This window comes from Enhygromyxa salina (genome assembly GCF_002994635.1).
Lineage (GTDB): Bacteria > Myxococcota_A > Polyangia > Nannocystales > Nannocystaceae > Plesiocystis > Plesiocystis salina_B.
Window position 1 is genome coordinate 101,156 of the sequence record NZ_PVNL01000147.1, and the last position, 14,407, is coordinate 115,562.

Below are 14,407 nucleotides of genomic sequence, written 5' to 3' on the forward strand. Positions count from 1 at the left end.
CGTGCCGATAGTCTCTCGTTCGTGCGCACACGATCGGTCCTCGCCTCGGGCTCGCTGGTCTGGCTCTGCCTCACGTCGGTCGCGGCTTGCGGCGGTGAGCCGCACGACGGCGGTCACGAGGCCGTTGCTGGGGTCGAGCCTGGGTTGGCGCCGCGGGCCGAACCCGCGCCTGCGCCCGCGCCCGAGCCCACGCCTGAACCCGAGCCCGCGCCTGAACCCGAACCCGCGCCCGAGCCCGACCCCGAGCTCAGCGAGCGGAAGCAGGCGCTCGCCAACGTCGGTCGCTCGGCCTTCGACGCGCTGCAGGCTGGCGAGTTTGATCGCCTCGCGCAGCTCACCCCGCTCGTTGAAGGGTTCTTGCGCGACAGCTGCTCCGCGCTCCCGATCAGCCCCCGCAAGGAGCTGGAGGCTCGGTTTCGGCACTGCCACGAGACGATCGAGTGGGCGGCGGTCGCCGAGGCCCAGGTGTTCGCGGGCAAGCCAAGCGGAGCGCCCGCGGGCGGGTGTGCGGCGGGGATCGAAGACTATGGGCGGCTGCAGCTGTTCTTGCATATGAACGACAAGACGATCTGGCGCGTGGACTTCTTGGGCGCGGTTGGGCAGGAGGGGAACGCGATCGGGGTCAACGGTGAGGTCACCTGCACCAAGGTCGACGAGGCGCCGCCGTTGAAGTGAGGTCGTGGCGTTGTCTGATCGATTGGTTCATCCCGGGCGGCAAGTCGTTGGCGAAGACCGGGACGAAGCCTCTCATGTGTCCGTGAATCCCGGGGATTCCACCTTGTGGTGCCGGTCCAGGATCTGACGGCGAAGCTCGAAATTTGTTGGTGAGGTATCCCGCTGCCGGTCATGCGCCTGGCCGCGTTCGAACAGGGATGTCGGCCCGCAATGAGGGGACTGTCATGAAAACCTCGACAGCGACCACGACCACCCTGCTCGCCGCCTTCGCCCTCCTCACCGCCTGCGACAGCTATGACCACGACACCGACCTCGACGACGAGGCGCTCATCGGAACCGTGACCGAGACGCTCGAGCTCGAGATCCCGGTCAACGAGCTGAGTGATGAAGAGCTCGAGCAGCTCGGGCTGGAGGGCGCGGGTGGGGCCGAACAGACCGTCCTCAACGCGATCTACCAGTGCGACGTCGACGTCGGCAACGGCTCGACCAACTGCGACCCGGCGATCGTCGATGCCAACGAGTTCGACCCCGGCGAGTGGACCGGCGCCGTGCACATGGACGCCAACGGGTTCCGTCGCATGGACATCTACGCGGAGATCTGTGACCCCACGCTGTACGCGTTCTCGATCTCCGACTCGCCGACGACCAACGGCTGGGGCGGCGACTCGGGCACGGCCGATCACGACGCCGAGCTGCACATGTACAACAGCAGCATGCTCTACTTCTCGAGCGTCGACGTGCTTCACAACGTGTTCGCCAACACCACCAACGTCGCCAACGCGCACGGCGGCGGCTGCCAGATCGTGCACACCATCACCTATCACAAGGCCGGCGCACACCTTGGCGTGATCGGCTTCGACGGGGGCAACGGCTCGCCGATGACGATCAGCGACAACCACGGGCCCAAGCTCGACTACGTCAAGTGCCAGTTCGGCGCGGCCGATCCCGCGCGTGGGATCAGCTGCGACTACGAGGACGCCGCGCGCCACGACGAGAAGAACTGGTACTTCGGCCTCAACCGGACCGTGGGCTCGGGCTCGCGCGACGGCACGGGTGTCGAGCGTGCGTGCGTCGTGGTCAGCGACGACGTCAGCCACACCCCCGCCAACTGCCTGACGCCCGCGCCGATCTCGGTCCCGCCCGAGGGCACTCGCAAGATGTGCATGGTGGCCGGCACCCAGGCCCAGATGCAGGCCGACTGCGAGAACGGAGCGCAGGTCAACCTCGACTTCTACCTGAACGGGACCTGGTCGACGCAGGACTACATCAGCCATTGGGGTGACCCGTGCCCGGTCGGCACCTCGATCGTGCCAAACAGCCAATACTATGTGGCCAACTCCTGCAGCCCGCTGCCGCATGTCGGCGCGGGGTGTGGGGGTCCGGGGTCCTACAACTGGGAATTCCAGATTGGGGTGCAGTGCCAGTAACGCCGCGCTGACGATCCCCGCGCCCCGGCCTGGTCACGGATGACCTCGGCCGGGGCGCAGTCGTTGGAGTGCCGCGGCTTCGTTGCCCGAGCGCTGGGTCGGGCAACCACCACCCCCTGCGGCGAGTTGTCAGGGCACGCGGTTCAGGGCCAAATGAGCAGGAAAGGTCGCTGGTCGGCGCCCACTCCTGCTCGGAGGCCGAGACGCCGAATCGATCGGCGGCGGCAGCCGAACTCGGGCGCGATCGTGCCAGCGCTGTGCTGCGATGGACCGCACCCCCGACGCGCTGTTCGAGATTGTCTGGACCCCGATCGAGCCCTCATCCGCCGCGCCCCCGCGGCGTGATCGAGCGTTGATCCTGGCCGGCGACGAGCAGCTGGCCGACGCGCTGCAGTGGGCGGGCGAGCAAGCCGGGATCAGCGTGAGCGTGATGGGGTGGCGCGAGACCGATCTCGACGATGAGACCACGCTCGACGCGAAGCTTCGGGCTTGTGCCTACGACGAAGTCTGGCTGGTGGTCGGGCAGCCGCGCCTGCAGGGGCGGGCCCTCGCGCCCGCGCAGCTCGACGAGCTCCTGCGCCGCGGGCCCGGGACCTTGGCCGCGTGCGCGCGCAGCTTGGTAGGTCTCGCCGCCGAGGGTCAGCCGACGCCGCGCCTGCGGGTGATCAGCTGTGGCGCCTGCGCGGTCGAGCGGTCGGCGCTCGATCTCGCCGGAGCGTTTCAGGCGCCCGCGTGGGGGCTGGCGCGGGCGATCTGGGCCGAGCACCCCGAGCTCGACCTCGCGCTGGTCGACCTCGATCCGCAGCTCGATCCCGACCGCGCCGCGGCGGCGTTCGTGACTCGCCCGGTCATGGCTGACGACGAGCGCGAGCTGGCGCTGCGCGGGTCGTCTCGTCTGGCGCCGAGGCTGGTGCCGACGCTCGCGGGCACGAGTCGAGTCGAGCTCGATCCCGACGCCGCCTACCTGGTGGTCGGCGGGCTCGGTCGGCTTGGACGCGAGATCGCCCGCGGGCTGGTCGAGCGCGGCGCGAGGCGGCTGGTCATGGTCGGCGTGCGGGTGCTCGCGGGCAAAGATCGCGAGCTCGAGTTCATCGCCGAGCTCGAGCTGGCGGGCGCGACCGTCGAGCTCGCGCGGGTCGACATCCGTGACCGCGCGGCCCTGACCGCGCTGCGTCGTGAGCGTGAGGCGGCTGGCCGACCGCCGATCCGCGGGGTCGTGCACGCGGCGATGGGCGACGACGCGGGCCGACTCGTGACCCTCGAGCCCCGCACCATCGGCGAGTCGATGGCGCTCGAGGTCGCCGGGACCTGGAACCTCCACGCGGTGTTCGGTCAGCTCGTCCCGTTCTTGTCATGTACGTCCGTCGCGTCGCTGGTGCCTGGGCTCGCCCAGGGCCGCGGGTGTCAGGCGGCCGGTCACGCGTTCGTGCACGCGCTCATGACCGCCCTGCGAGCGCGCGGATCCGTGGCGGCCGCGATCGCGTTTGGGCCGTGGCACGACAGCCCGCAGCTGCATCCGCTCCCGCGTCGGTGCATTCAGGCCGGGTTTGGTGTCGTCGATCGGTCGCTGGCGGCCGAGGCGGTCGACGCCGCGATCACGACCGCGCACGCACAGCTGGTGTGTGCGCCGATCGATCATGCTCGGATCGACCGCAGCGCCAACCCGCGGCCGGCGTTGCTCGAGAGGTTGCTCGCGGACGCGCCACCTCGGCCCGCCGGGTCGCTGGTCTCGTTCGCGATCGGCCAGGGTCGCCCGCTGTTCCTCCTGCATCCCCAAGCCGGCGAGACGAGCTGCTATGCCGCGCTCGTCGATCGGCTCACGACGACGCGGCCGCTCGTGGGTGTGCGCGCGTCATCCCTGGTCGACCGCGAGTGGCGTCCGCAATCGCTCGCGGAGATCGCTGCCGAGGCGCGCCGAACTCTGCGTAGGGTGCAGCCCGCGGGTCCGCTCGATCTGCTCGGCTGGGGCTTCGGCGGCGCGCTCGCGTTCGAGATCGCCCGACAGGAGCTCGAACAGGATCGCGGCGTGGGTCTCGTCGCCATGCACGACAGCCACACGCCTTCGCCGCGAGCTGGGCAAGACGAGCTCGATCTGCTGGTCGCTTTCCTCGCCGATCTCGGGCAGCTCGACGCGGGAGATCGACGCAACCTCGCCGCCCGCAGCGAGCTCGAGCACGCCCCACCGGACGTACGCCTCGATCTGCTGTTCAGGCTGGCGCACGCCAGCAAGCTGGTCCCGGCCACCCTCGAGCTCGACGGCTTCGTCAGGCGCGTCGAGGTGTTTGTCGCGCACGCGCGGGCCCTGGCGGACTGGCGGCCACGCACGCTGGACGCGACCGTGCACTACTTCGCGCCCAGCGGCCGCGCGACGGATGCGACCGACCACGCGCACGGCTGGCTGCCGCGCGTCGCCGAGCTCGTGACCCATCGCGTGCCGCGCGGTCGCTACGCGCTCACCACTGATCGCGGGGCGGCAGCGGTCGCGGAGGTCTTGCTGGGCCTGCTCTGACACCTGCCGTCGCAGCTAGGATCACGCTGGGGCCTGCGAGCGCTGCCCCACCAACAAATAATTGATCACCGCCCCAAACCCGAACACCGCGACGATGAAGCTGAACAGCCCGCCCACGTAGGGCAGCTCGGTCAGCACGGTCACCAGCCCCAGGCCGAGCAGCAGGCTCCACAGCACCCGCCGCCCCTCGAGCACCGGAAACCGCAAGACTCGGCGACCGAGCTCGGCGGCGATCACCAGCTTGCCGATATACAGCGCGATCAGGTACCCGGCCATCGCGACCATCGCCAGCGGGATCCCGACCAAGGTCACCGCGGCGACCATCGAGCCGACTGGGATTGCGAACAGCGCGAGCAACCCAATCCCCACGACCCGCAGCCACTGGGTCTGGCGCTGGGGCGCACGAAACAGCCCCGGGAACAGGGCGAACGCGACGAGCCCGAAGATCAGCCCGGCGATGATCGTGAGCAGCTGCCACGCGTAGAAGCTGAGATCGTCATAGCGGTTGTCGTCCGCGAGCGCCCCGACCTGGACGCTGGTCGTGCCACGCACGGACGCGCCACCGTCCACCACCACGTCCTCGGCCTCTCCAACCTTCGCGGTCAGGTCACGGCCGACCGAGGCCGTGCCGCCAACCCGCAGATCTGGGCCGCCGATGACCAGGTCGCGCTCGGTCGTTGCGTTGACGTCGACATGATCACCCATCGCGTACACGTCTCGGCCGATCGTGCCCGCGATCTCGATCTCGTTGCCCGTGAGCATGGCGTCCCCGCGCAGATCGACCGCCGGGCCGACGTTGACCCGCTGCCCCGCCGCGTACAGCTGCGCGCCCATCGAGGCGCCGACCTCGACGTCTTGGCCCGCGGTGATCACGTTGCCGTGGACGGTCCCGCGAATGTCGACCCGCTCGGCCGCGGTCATCAGGTTGCCGTCAATCGTGCCCTCGACCGTGACGGAGCGCGCAAACGCGACAGCGTCACCACGGACGTGCCCCTTGATCACCACCGCCTGGGCGAGCGCGATCAGGGTGTCATCCACGATCTCGTCGGCGCCGACCTCGACCCGGTCGCCCCTGCGGATCTGCGCCGCGTGCGACACAGCTGGAACCGCGAGCACGGTGAGCGCAACGAGTGCCAGGCACAGGGCTTTGATGATCGGCGAGACCGGCATGCTGGTGCATGTGGATCGCCGTCGGTGGCTCGTCGAGCGCAAGCTTTACCCGGCCTGCGGGCGAGTTCGCGCCCTCCGCAGTTCCCGCCTTCGTCGAATGCCACCACCTCTGTGGAAGTTCATGATAGTCGATTCCGTGCGCGTGAATCGTTCGTCGTGGTCCCGCCTGACCCTCGTGTTGTTTGCGGCCACAGCTTGCCCGAGCGAGGGCGGCGACCGCAGCAACGCGCCGGGGTCTGGGGCCGCGTCCGGTCCGGTCGGCGCGTGTGCGGCTGGTGATCGATCCGCGGGCCACGAGTACGTCATGCAGCTGCGAGCACAGCGGCTCGCGTCCGACGGCTCGGCCGGCTACGCCCAGCACCGCAGCACCTTGCGCGACGCCTGCTCGCAAGGATGTGGCGCGGCGTGCCTCGAGTTCGCGCGCAACAGCTGGGCCGAGGCCGAGGCCGACGAGTTCAACGCCCTCGCCTGCACCCACGACGAGCCCGACGGCTGCGCGTGGGGGTCGAGCGAGGGGGAGGCGGCGCGCGGCGAGCTGTGTGAGCGCGGTGACCTGCTCGCGTGCGTCGACCCGGCGCCCGAGCGCCTGTCCGAGCTGGGGGCCGCCGGCTGCGACGCCAACGACGGCCGCTCGTGCAGCGTGCACGCGTGGGCCCGGTGTGGCGGCGCTGGCGAGTGCGACGAGGTTGCGATCGAAGCGGCCCGCAAGGCCGCGCAGCTGGTGCCGGAGCCCGAGATCTTCGAGATTCTCGGCGCGGTGTACTGCCACGCGGGCGAGGCCGAGCAAGCCGACGCGAGCTTCGCCGCGGCCTGTGAGCGCGGCGTGCAAGCCAGCTGCGAGCGCCGCTGCGAGCAGCTTCGACCGGCGCGCGTGATCGTGGTCCACGAGGGTTCGCGCGCGCGCTACCTGGAGATCCTGACCATGATGGCGCTGCAGTCGGACGTGCGCGAGGACTGGTACACGGCGCTGTCGCTGATGAGCGACGACGACCTGCAGGCGTTCGAGGCGGTCTTGCAGCGCTTCACCCCGCCGCTGTCGGAGCCCGGCGCCAAGGCCAAGGTCCCCGAGGCGCTTGGTGAACAGTATCCTGAGCTCGTCGCCGCCCTGCTTCGCGGGCCGCAGCTCGATTCGAAGAAGCTCGTGTACTGGTTCAAGCGGCTGCCCGACATGACCGACGAGCAGCGCAGCAACCTGCTCGAGAGCCTGCGATCGCAGTGGTGGGTGATCCCGGGTGATCCCAGCAGCTCGCCCGTCGCGTTCGTCGACCGCGTGCACCAACGCCAGATCCGAGCCCGCGACTGAGCGCAGGGATGTCGCCGGTTTGAAGCCCCAGGCTCTCGGCCTGTCCCGTCCAGATGTTGCCTGGATAGGGGCTGAACTCGATCGCGTAGCCGGCTTCGAGAGCGTTGTTCAGCCGAATCCAGCAGGTTCCACAGGGCCGCTTGACTGCGGCAATATGGCTTTGTGCCTTGTACTTCGCGGCCTCGAGGACATCGATGAATTTCTCCTCGATGTGGCGCCCATGGTTGTTGCCCTCGATCACGTAGTAGAGCTTGTTGATGCCGCCGATCCCGAGCGCCGCCGTGGCGGCCTTTTGTCCTTGCAGTGCAGCTCGGTCGCGTATTTGGACCTCATCAGGTCCAGGATGTTCTGGGCCTCGCTCTTGGACAGCAGGTCCGCGAGCCCATCGACGTCGAGCGTCTCCGGGTCGACCTCGCCCGGGTTCCAGTTCCGCAGGCGTGTGAGCTTTCGAGACGCTCGCAGCGTCCGCTGATACCTCTCACCAGACTTACCCCAGACCTTCTTCAGCGCGACAGACCGAGAGAGCCGCCGCGGGATCAGCGGGCGCCAGGTAGGCGAGCGGGCGCGAGGCTGATCCACACGCTCCCTCTGGCCGTTCGCGCAACAGACGCACCGCAAGAACACTGGTCAGCGGCTTCTCCAGCGGGTTCGAGCCGCCCCCCTTACCGGTAGCCGTTCGCGCGCCGTCCCTGTACAATCGCGTGGTGAGTGCGTCAGACGAGTCCACGCAGGAAACCGAGCGAAGAAACAACACACGAGCCCTGGTAGGCGTCGTCTTGTCGGTTCTCATTGTCCTGTTGACGTTTGCGTTTGCGACGCGGTCCAACGCAGAGCTCTCGCCGCAGGCATGGAACCTCATCAGCTTCTTCGTCCCGCTGGTCCCCGCGTTTCTCCTGTCTGGTAGCGCAATCTTGAAGTGGCGGAGTCCAGGCGCGCTCATGGCCAGCTTCGGGGGCAGCGTCGCGGTGTTCTTCTTTGGCGTGATGTTGCTGCAGAGCAAGGGCCTGTCGACCCCTCGCCTCTCACTCTATCGGGTCTACATGCAGGACACCGAGGACCCCGCCAGGATCCTGCACGCCGAGGTCTTTGGCGTCAACGCGGCCGACAGCGGCGTCGACTACTTCCTGACCGAGGACCACCACGTCCTCGTGGTGAGTTACCCGCCGAACACATCTTCCATCGAGATGCGCCTCGAGCTCCCGAACGACAAGCGGGCGAAGTGCAACATTGCGTACTCGCGCAACGCTCAATCGGTGGTCTATGTCGGAGAGGGGGACGACGCAACATGCAAGCTCATCCACGCTGGCGAGTGAGGGCGACGCGGTGTCTCAACGGACTGACGTTGCTGGCCCTCGCGGTGTCCTCGGCGTTCATCCCAGCAACCGTGTCTGCCGAGCTGTGCACACCGTGCCTGAGCACGGGCGACTCCGGGTATTTCGTATTCTACAACAACGTGGCCAACCTGGAGGATGTCCTCGTCCGCGCGCCCAGCAACAACGAGGTCATCACTGGGTTGAAGCAGCTGATCTCGGATCCCACGAAGTTCGCGTTCATCCGGATCCAGCACGCCAAGTACGATGTCCTTCGCACGTCAGACCCCAAGGACGTCGTCGAGATCGAGCTGGCAGCCTGGGCCTACCAGCGCAAGGATGAGACCGCGAGCTTGACCCCGACGCTCCTGTCCGCCTCGCGCAAGGTCTGGACAAAGCGAAAAGACCCGTGCAACTGCGACCGACGCCAGCTGGTCGATGGCGAGACTGCGCTCGAGCACCTCGCGGCCGAGTGTTTTGTGCTCGAGAAGCTGAAGAAAGCGACAGAGATGAAGCAAGCCCAGGGCCAATTTTACAAGATCTACTACAAGCTCCAGGGGCGTCAGAAAGAAGCCCAACGAAGCAATCCTTGCTACGGCGGATGAGCCTGAGTGATGCGTCTTCGGCACCTGGCAATCTCCGTCCTCCTGGCCGCTGAGGTCAGCGGCTGCGCGTGGGGCCGGCCGCTCTATGGCTCGATCATGGCGACCAGCATCGAGCCCATCTACACGCTTCAGCGAGAGTTGGATGACTCCCCGCTGCTGCGGGTCATCTACGATGAAGACGTCGTATATTACACAGACATCGAGCTCGAGTCGGCGTATTGCACGGCTGCGCGCTCGGTCGACGGCTTGCGGAGGTTGCACAGCGCGCTCGATACTGCGGAGCAGGCCCTCGACGACAATGATGTGAGTCGGGCCATTCGGGCGCTGGCGGTGGAGGGGCCTCAGCTGTTGCGGCTGCTCGAGTCGATCCCGAAGGACGGCGTATTCATGGAGTTTCTGCGGCCACCGGGTACTCTGGAGTCGGCCCCGCAGACCACGCCCTTCGTCGTCGCGCTCGAGCAGCTGTTGGATCGCTGGCGAGATGGCGCTTCTTCGGCGCCAAACGCCGCGCCCAACACCACCGAGATCATGGACGCGTTCGCGGACTCGCTGTTCGCGGTCGGGGCGAACACCGACTTCATCGCGCAGATCTTGGCGGACGCTGACGCGGCGCTGGGCGGGGCGCCCGACGCCCTCCGTCAGACAGTCGCGAGGCTCAACGATATCGCCAAAGGGGTGATCGACAAGCACGACGCCGTGGATATGCGTAAGCTGCTCGAGCTGGGCCCCACCGGTGTGGTCGTTCGCGTCACGGTCGTCGCCCCAGAAAAATCGGCGATCGCGGTCAACCCCGTGGCTGAGTTCCAGGCGTGCGGCCGGGACACCATAATTGGGCAGTTTACGCGGGTGGACACGGCGGGCGCTGCGGCCGATGTCGGCGTGACGCCCAAGACCGAGGCGCGCGACTTCGAGTTCCTGGCGACCCGCGGCGTCGATCCAGGAGGCTGCTACGAGATCATCTTCAGGATCGCCACTGGTGAAGGCGTCAAGCGGAATCCGGTCCAGGTCAACCTCGAGAACCCAAAGCGATCGACAGCCTACGGGGTGCAGCGGCCCATAAGTGAGCTGTTCGCGACTGACGGGGAGACGTCGAGTGAGGTGGTGGCCGCGCCTCGAAGCCGAGACTTCGAGTGTAGTGACGCTGACGCGGCGCCGTGATCAGCTGCGCGAGCCCCTCGAGCGCGGTCGGAGCGTCCGCGAACGACAGCATCTGGACCATGCGGTCGCGCGCGTGACGAAAGCCGAGGCCGCGGGCCAGTGCCTGCACATCGTCGTCGCGGAGCTCGGCGACCCAGCCGCCGCTGCGCCGTACAGATACGTCGACACGCTGGCTCCACCCGTTCCCGAGCCTCATGAGGGGCGCGAAGTCTGTCACCGACGCAACCGCGCTAGACTTGGCAGCCGTGCTGCTGCGCGATCTCTCTGAGACGTCGGGACGCGTTCGAGATACCCGCGCGCGCAAGAAGAAGATCGCGCTGCTCGCCGACCTCCTACGGAAAGCGAGCCTGGAGGAGCTTCCGGTCGCGGTGGCCATGCTGGCCGGAGCGCCGCGGCAGGGCAAGATCGGGATCGGGTACGCCGTCGTGGGGCGCGTGCGCGAGGCCTGCCCCGCCGCGTCGAGCCCGACCCTCAGCGTCATGGAGCTGGACGGCGCGCTGTCAAACATCGCCTCGATGTCGGGCTCGGGGTCGGCGAGTCAGCGCGAGGTCGCTCTGGGAGCGTTGCTCAGCCGCGCAACCGCGGACGAGCAGGAGTTCATCGTCCGCTTGCTGCTGGGCGAAATACGACAAGGTGCGCTCGAGGCGATCCTCGTCGAGGTGATCGCCGAGGCGACGGAGACCGACAAGATGCTCGTGCGCCGCGCGGTGATGCTCAGCGGCGACCTTGGACGTGTCGCCGTCGGGGCCAAGCGGGGCGGGGACCCCGAGCTATCGCGTTTCTCGCTGCAGCTGTTCCGTCCGGTGCAGCCGATGCTGGCCCAGCCCGCGGAGAGTGTCTCCGCCGCACTGTCAGAGCTCGGCGATGCGAGCCTCGAGTACAAGCTCGATGGCGCGCGCGTGCAGGTACACAAGGACAACGAGCGCGTCGAAGTCTATACCCGCAACCTCAACATCGTGACGCCCGCGGTTCCGGAGATCGTCGAGGCAGCGCTAGCGATGCCCGTGCGCGCCGCGATCTTCGACGGCGAGGCGATCGCGTTGCGCGACGACGGATCGCCGCACCCTTTTCAGGTCACGATGCGGCGGTTCGGGCGGCGGCTCGACGTCGATTCCATGCGCCAGGCGCTACCCCTGACGGTGCGGCTGTTCGACTGCCTGCGCATCGATGACGACACCCTGATCGACGACAGCAGCTTGCGACGCTGGAGCGCGCTGGAGTCGACGGCGCCGCTTGATCTGCTCGTGCCACGCATCGTCGTGTCCACGGTCCAGGAAGCCCGCGACTTCATGGCCAGGGCGCTCGACGAGGGCCACGAGGGCGTGATGGCCAAGGCGTTGAACGCCCCCTACGAGGCGGGGAAACGCGGCAGGGGCTGGCGCAAGCTCAAGACCGCCCACACGCTGGATCTCGTCGTCATCGGTGTCGAGTGGGGCAGCGGACGGCGCGAGGGCTGGCTGTCCAACCTGCACCTGGCGGCACGGGATGAAAAGACGGGGAGCTTCGTGATGTTGGGCAAGACCTTCAAGGGGCTCACCGACGAGCTACTGAAGTGGCAGACCGAGGCGTTGCTCGCCCGCGAGATCGGTCGCGAGGGCCACGTGGTCCACGTTCGACCCGAGCTGGTGGTCGAGATAGCCTTCAACGACGTCCAGGCTAGCCCGCACTACCCGGCCGGCATGGCGCTTCGGTTCGCTCGGGTCAAGCGCTACCGCGAGGACAAGAGCGCCGCCGAGGCCGATACACTGGACGCAGTTCGGGCAATCTTCGCGATGACGGCGGGATGAACTGAAACAGCCTCGCCGAGGATGCAGCGCTTCGACAGCGTCGTAGAGATCGAGACGAGACCGAGCAGCAACGAGCAGCAATGAGAAGGTGCACGTGGAGAGGAGGCGTCGCGCGGGGGAGCCTCGCAAGTTAGACTCCCCCGACCGGTATCCGTCAGCTGTTCGGCTTTGGCGGAAGCACGATGACCGGAATCTCTAGCCGAAATGCGGTCGGCTCCTTGCCCTGGTTTTGAATGGCCTCGGGATTGACGACCAAGGTTTGGGGATCGAGGGTCAGGCGCGGGCCGTCGGGGTCGGCCTTGCCGTCGGGCGCGGGTTGAAACAGCGCGTAGCCCTCGATGATGCGGTAGGGGTCAGTCTCGCTCAGCTCCTTCGCCGCCTCGCGGCACTGCCACAAAGACAGCGGGCAAAACACGCCGGACGAGCCGTCCGCAGGCTGGTAGCCATCCGCATCCGGGTCCGGGGGGGCTTCGGCGTCCGGGGCGATGTAGACATGTTGCCTTTGGGTCGGCTGGTGGTTCTCGTCGAACTTTTCATTGACGATGTGCTCGCCGCCGTTGGCGTCGACCTCCGAGTGCGAACGGTAGCCCGAGCCGTTCTCAAACGTGATCTGCCAGGTGGTTTGCACGACCCGCTCGCCATCGACGACCATCTCCTTGTGGATCAGGCTGCCGTCTTCGCCGACGCCATCGCGCTCCCAGTATTCGCGACCGTCGGGGTCCGTGTGGGTGCGCGTCCAATTGCTGCCTGCGAGGTCGCCCGGCTTGGGGAAGGTCGGCGAGAAATCTCCGTCGGGTGCGCCCTCGACCTCCCAGGCCGTGGAAGGCCAACCAGACTCGTCAATTTGACCGGTGGCGGCCGGCATGAAGTCCTCGATCGCGTAGAGACTGAGCATCTCGACGAGATCTCGGAGCTGCTCGATCGCGGCCAGGTCTTCGAGCAGCCCGGCGGACGCCAGCACGTCCACGAGCCGCTCGAGCTGCGAGACCTTTTGGTCGGTCAGGTAGTAGGCATTCAGCGCGATGGCGTCGACGTCTTCGATCCCGTGGATCAGGTAGCCGGCCTCGTCGAGCTGCTCGAGCGAGGCGTCTTTAAGGAACTCTTGTTCGGGGTCGCCGGCGCGGGCCTCGACGCTCAGCGCGAGGGCGGATACGAACACGAGCGCGGTCGCGCAACGTACGTGAAAGGCTGAATTGTCCATGACAGCGTGGTAGAGCCGGCACGCCCTGTAGCGTTCCGGACTTTTTTGCGCCCCGCTACCGACCGGCACGGCCAACGCCCACTGCGAGCTCTGCGAGTCGTGGGTTACGCAGCCGCGTTCGCCCTTTGAGCGCCGGCAGCGGGTCTTCGGCGGTTAGGTCCATGTTGCGGATGAGCAGCGCGAGGCCCGCGACGATCTCTCGCTCGAGCTGCACGAACACGCGCGCGTTCTCCACGACGTCAACGGCGTCCGCCCGCACGTCACCCTGGCCCTGTTCAGCCTCGGCAAGATCGTGGGCAAGCAGAGCCTCCGCCGCGTCTCGCATGGGGGCGTCGAGGGTGCCGAAGAACAGGCCCCGGCCGACCTGAGCACCGGGGTCGTCGCGGGGATCCATCCCGGCAACGATGCGACCGAGCATTGCGAAGTCGAGCCCGACGAGCACCGCGACGAACGGCGTACACGAGATCCGACTGGCGACCGCCAGGGGCACCGGCGTGGCCGTGTAGTCGCCCGCGCCCAGGCTATCGGTCGCCCCCGTCGACCGCCGCGGAGGCAGCCCGAGACCTTCGGGCGTTTGTAGACACGGTTGAGCCCCCGCCAGCGCCCAAACACAAGTCTCCGTTTTGCTCCCCCTCCTACTCGTTTGAGCTCGCACCAGAGCTAAGCCAAAAGATCGCAGTCAGCATGGGCGCGGACGACGTCGGTATGATGGGCCGTGCCCTACCTGGTCCTCGGCCTGCTGCTCGGCGCTCTGGTCTCGCTGTGGGTCGGACGTGCCTGGCAAAGAACTCGGATGCGTCGGCGCTTTCGCCAGGCACGCGCGGGCGAGGTCGCGGCGGAGGAGCTGCTGAAAAAGCAAGGCTTTCGGATCCTCGACGAGCAGGTACGTCGGCGACAGCACATGTTCGTCGACGGCGAGCGGCTCGACTACGAGGTTCGGGCCGATCTGTTGGTCTCGCGGTGGTGGCGGACCTACGTGGTCGAGGTCAAGACCGGAAAATCCGCGCCCAATCCCAAGACCACCGCGACCCGTCGGCAGCTGCGTGAGTACGCCGCGGTCTACGACGCCGATGGCCTGCTCCTCGCGGACATGAGCGCCCGGGAGCTGTACGAGATCGAGTTTCCCGCGAGTGGGTCCCGACGCCAAAGGACGCGCACGGCGACCGCCTTCATTCTTGGGGCCATGGTCGGCGTGGCCCTGGCCGTGCTCGTGGGCGGCTGATGCCCCATCGGCGAGCGCCTCGCCAGGCGCAGGCCTGCGC

The 14,407-nt window shown here is 67.7% G+C and carries 12 protein-coding genes; 9 read left to right on the plus strand and 3 right to left on the minus strand.

All coding sequences use genetic code 11. From position 1 onward, the window contains the following. Positions 1–21 precede the first annotated feature (21 nt). From ENSA7_RS44800 to ENSA7_RS40265, 3 genes are all read left to right on the plus strand, one after another. Positions 22–675: a hypothetical protein gene (locus ENSA7_RS44800; RefSeq protein ID WP_181234600.1), complete on the plus strand. Its 654-nt coding sequence runs from the start codon at positions 22–24 to the stop codon at positions 673–675. Between the two features lie 224 nt (positions 676–899). Beyond that, positions 900–2,102, plus strand: a complete 1,203-nt coding sequence (locus ENSA7_RS40260; protein WP_106094750.1) for a hypothetical protein — start codon at positions 900–902, stop codon at positions 2,100–2,102. 265 nt (positions 2,103–2,367) lie between these two features. Beyond that, positions 2,368–4,611 (plus strand): KR domain-containing protein, encoded by a 2,244-nt coding sequence (locus ENSA7_RS40265; protein WP_106094751.1) that lies wholly within the window; start codon positions 2,368–2,370, stop codon positions 4,609–4,611. Between the two features lie 21 nt (positions 4,612–4,632). On the opposite strand, the gene ENSA7_RS40270 is transcribed toward ENSA7_RS40265, so the two are convergent. Continuing rightward, entirely contained in the window at positions 4,633–5,781 is a 1,149-nt protein-coding gene (locus ENSA7_RS40270; protein ID WP_106094752.1) for a bactofilin family protein, read from the minus strand. A 136-nt stretch (positions 5,782–5,917) separates the two neighbouring features. Between ENSA7_RS40270 and ENSA7_RS40275 the strand changes: the two genes are divergently transcribed. From ENSA7_RS40275 to ENSA7_RS40300, 5 genes are all read left to right on the plus strand, one after another. Next, complete coding sequence (locus tag ENSA7_RS40275; RefSeq protein ID WP_146158705.1) at positions 5,918–7,084, plus strand: hypothetical protein; 1,167 nt, start codon at positions 5,918–5,920, stop codon at positions 7,082–7,084. Positions 7,085–7,860: 776 nt separating this feature from the next. Next, positions 7,861–8,397, plus strand: a complete 537-nt coding sequence (locus ENSA7_RS40285) for a hypothetical protein (RefSeq protein ID WP_106094755.1) — start codon at positions 7,861–7,863, stop codon at positions 8,395–8,397. 29 nt (positions 8,398–8,426) lie between these two features. Further along, positions 8,427–8,999 carry a hypothetical protein gene (locus tag ENSA7_RS40290; protein WP_106094756.1) on the plus strand — a complete coding sequence of 191 codons (573 nt, stop codon included), beginning with the start codon at positions 8,427–8,429 and terminating at the stop codon, positions 8,997–8,999. 9 nt (positions 9,000–9,008) lie between these two features. Further along, entirely contained in the window at positions 9,009–10,157 is a 1,149-nt protein-coding gene (locus ENSA7_RS40295; RefSeq protein WP_106094757.1) for a hypothetical protein, read from the plus strand. A 245-nt stretch (positions 10,158–10,402) separates the two neighbouring features. Further along, on the plus strand, positions 10,403–11,944 hold the full coding sequence (locus ENSA7_RS40300; protein WP_106094894.1) for an ATP-dependent DNA ligase: 1,542 nt from the start codon (positions 10,403–10,405) through the stop codon (positions 11,942–11,944). Positions 11,945–12,098: 154 nt separating this feature from the next. Here the strand turns inward: ENSA7_RS40300 and ENSA7_RS40305 are convergent, their stop codons facing one another. Together ENSA7_RS40305 and ENSA7_RS40310 are read right to left on the minus strand one after the other, a co-directional pair. After that, entirely contained in the window at positions 12,099–13,145 is a 1,047-nt protein-coding gene (locus tag ENSA7_RS40305; RefSeq protein WP_106094758.1) for a hypothetical protein, read from the minus strand. 55 nt (positions 13,146–13,200) lie between these two features. After that, positions 13,201–13,635: a hypothetical protein gene (locus tag ENSA7_RS40310; protein WP_106094759.1), complete on the minus strand. Its 435-nt coding sequence runs from the start codon at positions 13,633–13,635 to the stop codon at positions 13,201–13,203. Positions 13,636–13,860: 225 nt separating this feature from the next. Between ENSA7_RS40310 and ENSA7_RS40315 the strand changes: the two genes are divergently transcribed. After that, positions 13,861–14,367, plus strand: a complete 507-nt coding sequence (locus ENSA7_RS40315; RefSeq protein WP_146158706.1) for a PD-(D/E)XK nuclease family protein — start codon at positions 13,861–13,863, stop codon at positions 14,365–14,367. Positions 14,368–14,407: the final 40 nt, after the last annotated feature.

Coding starts and splice junctions, on each gene's coding strand:
- ENSA7_RS40265 (WP_106094751.1), top strand. CDS start 2,368: ATGGACCGCACCCCCGACGCGCTGTTCGAGATTGTCTGGACCCCGATC.
- ENSA7_RS40305 (WP_106094758.1), bottom strand. CDS start 13,145: ATGGACAATTCAGCCTTTCACGTACGTTGCGCGACCGCGCTCGTGTTC.
- ENSA7_RS40270 (WP_106094752.1), bottom strand. CDS start 5,781: ATGCCGGTCTCGCCGATCATCAAAGCCCTGTGCCTGGCACTCGTTGCG.
- ENSA7_RS40260 (WP_106094750.1), top strand. CDS start 900: ATGAAAACCTCGACAGCGACCACGACCACCCTGCTCGCCGCCTTCGCC.
- ENSA7_RS40295 (WP_106094757.1), top strand. CDS start 9,009: ATGCGTCTTCGGCACCTGGCAATCTCCGTCCTCCTGGCCGCTGAGGTC.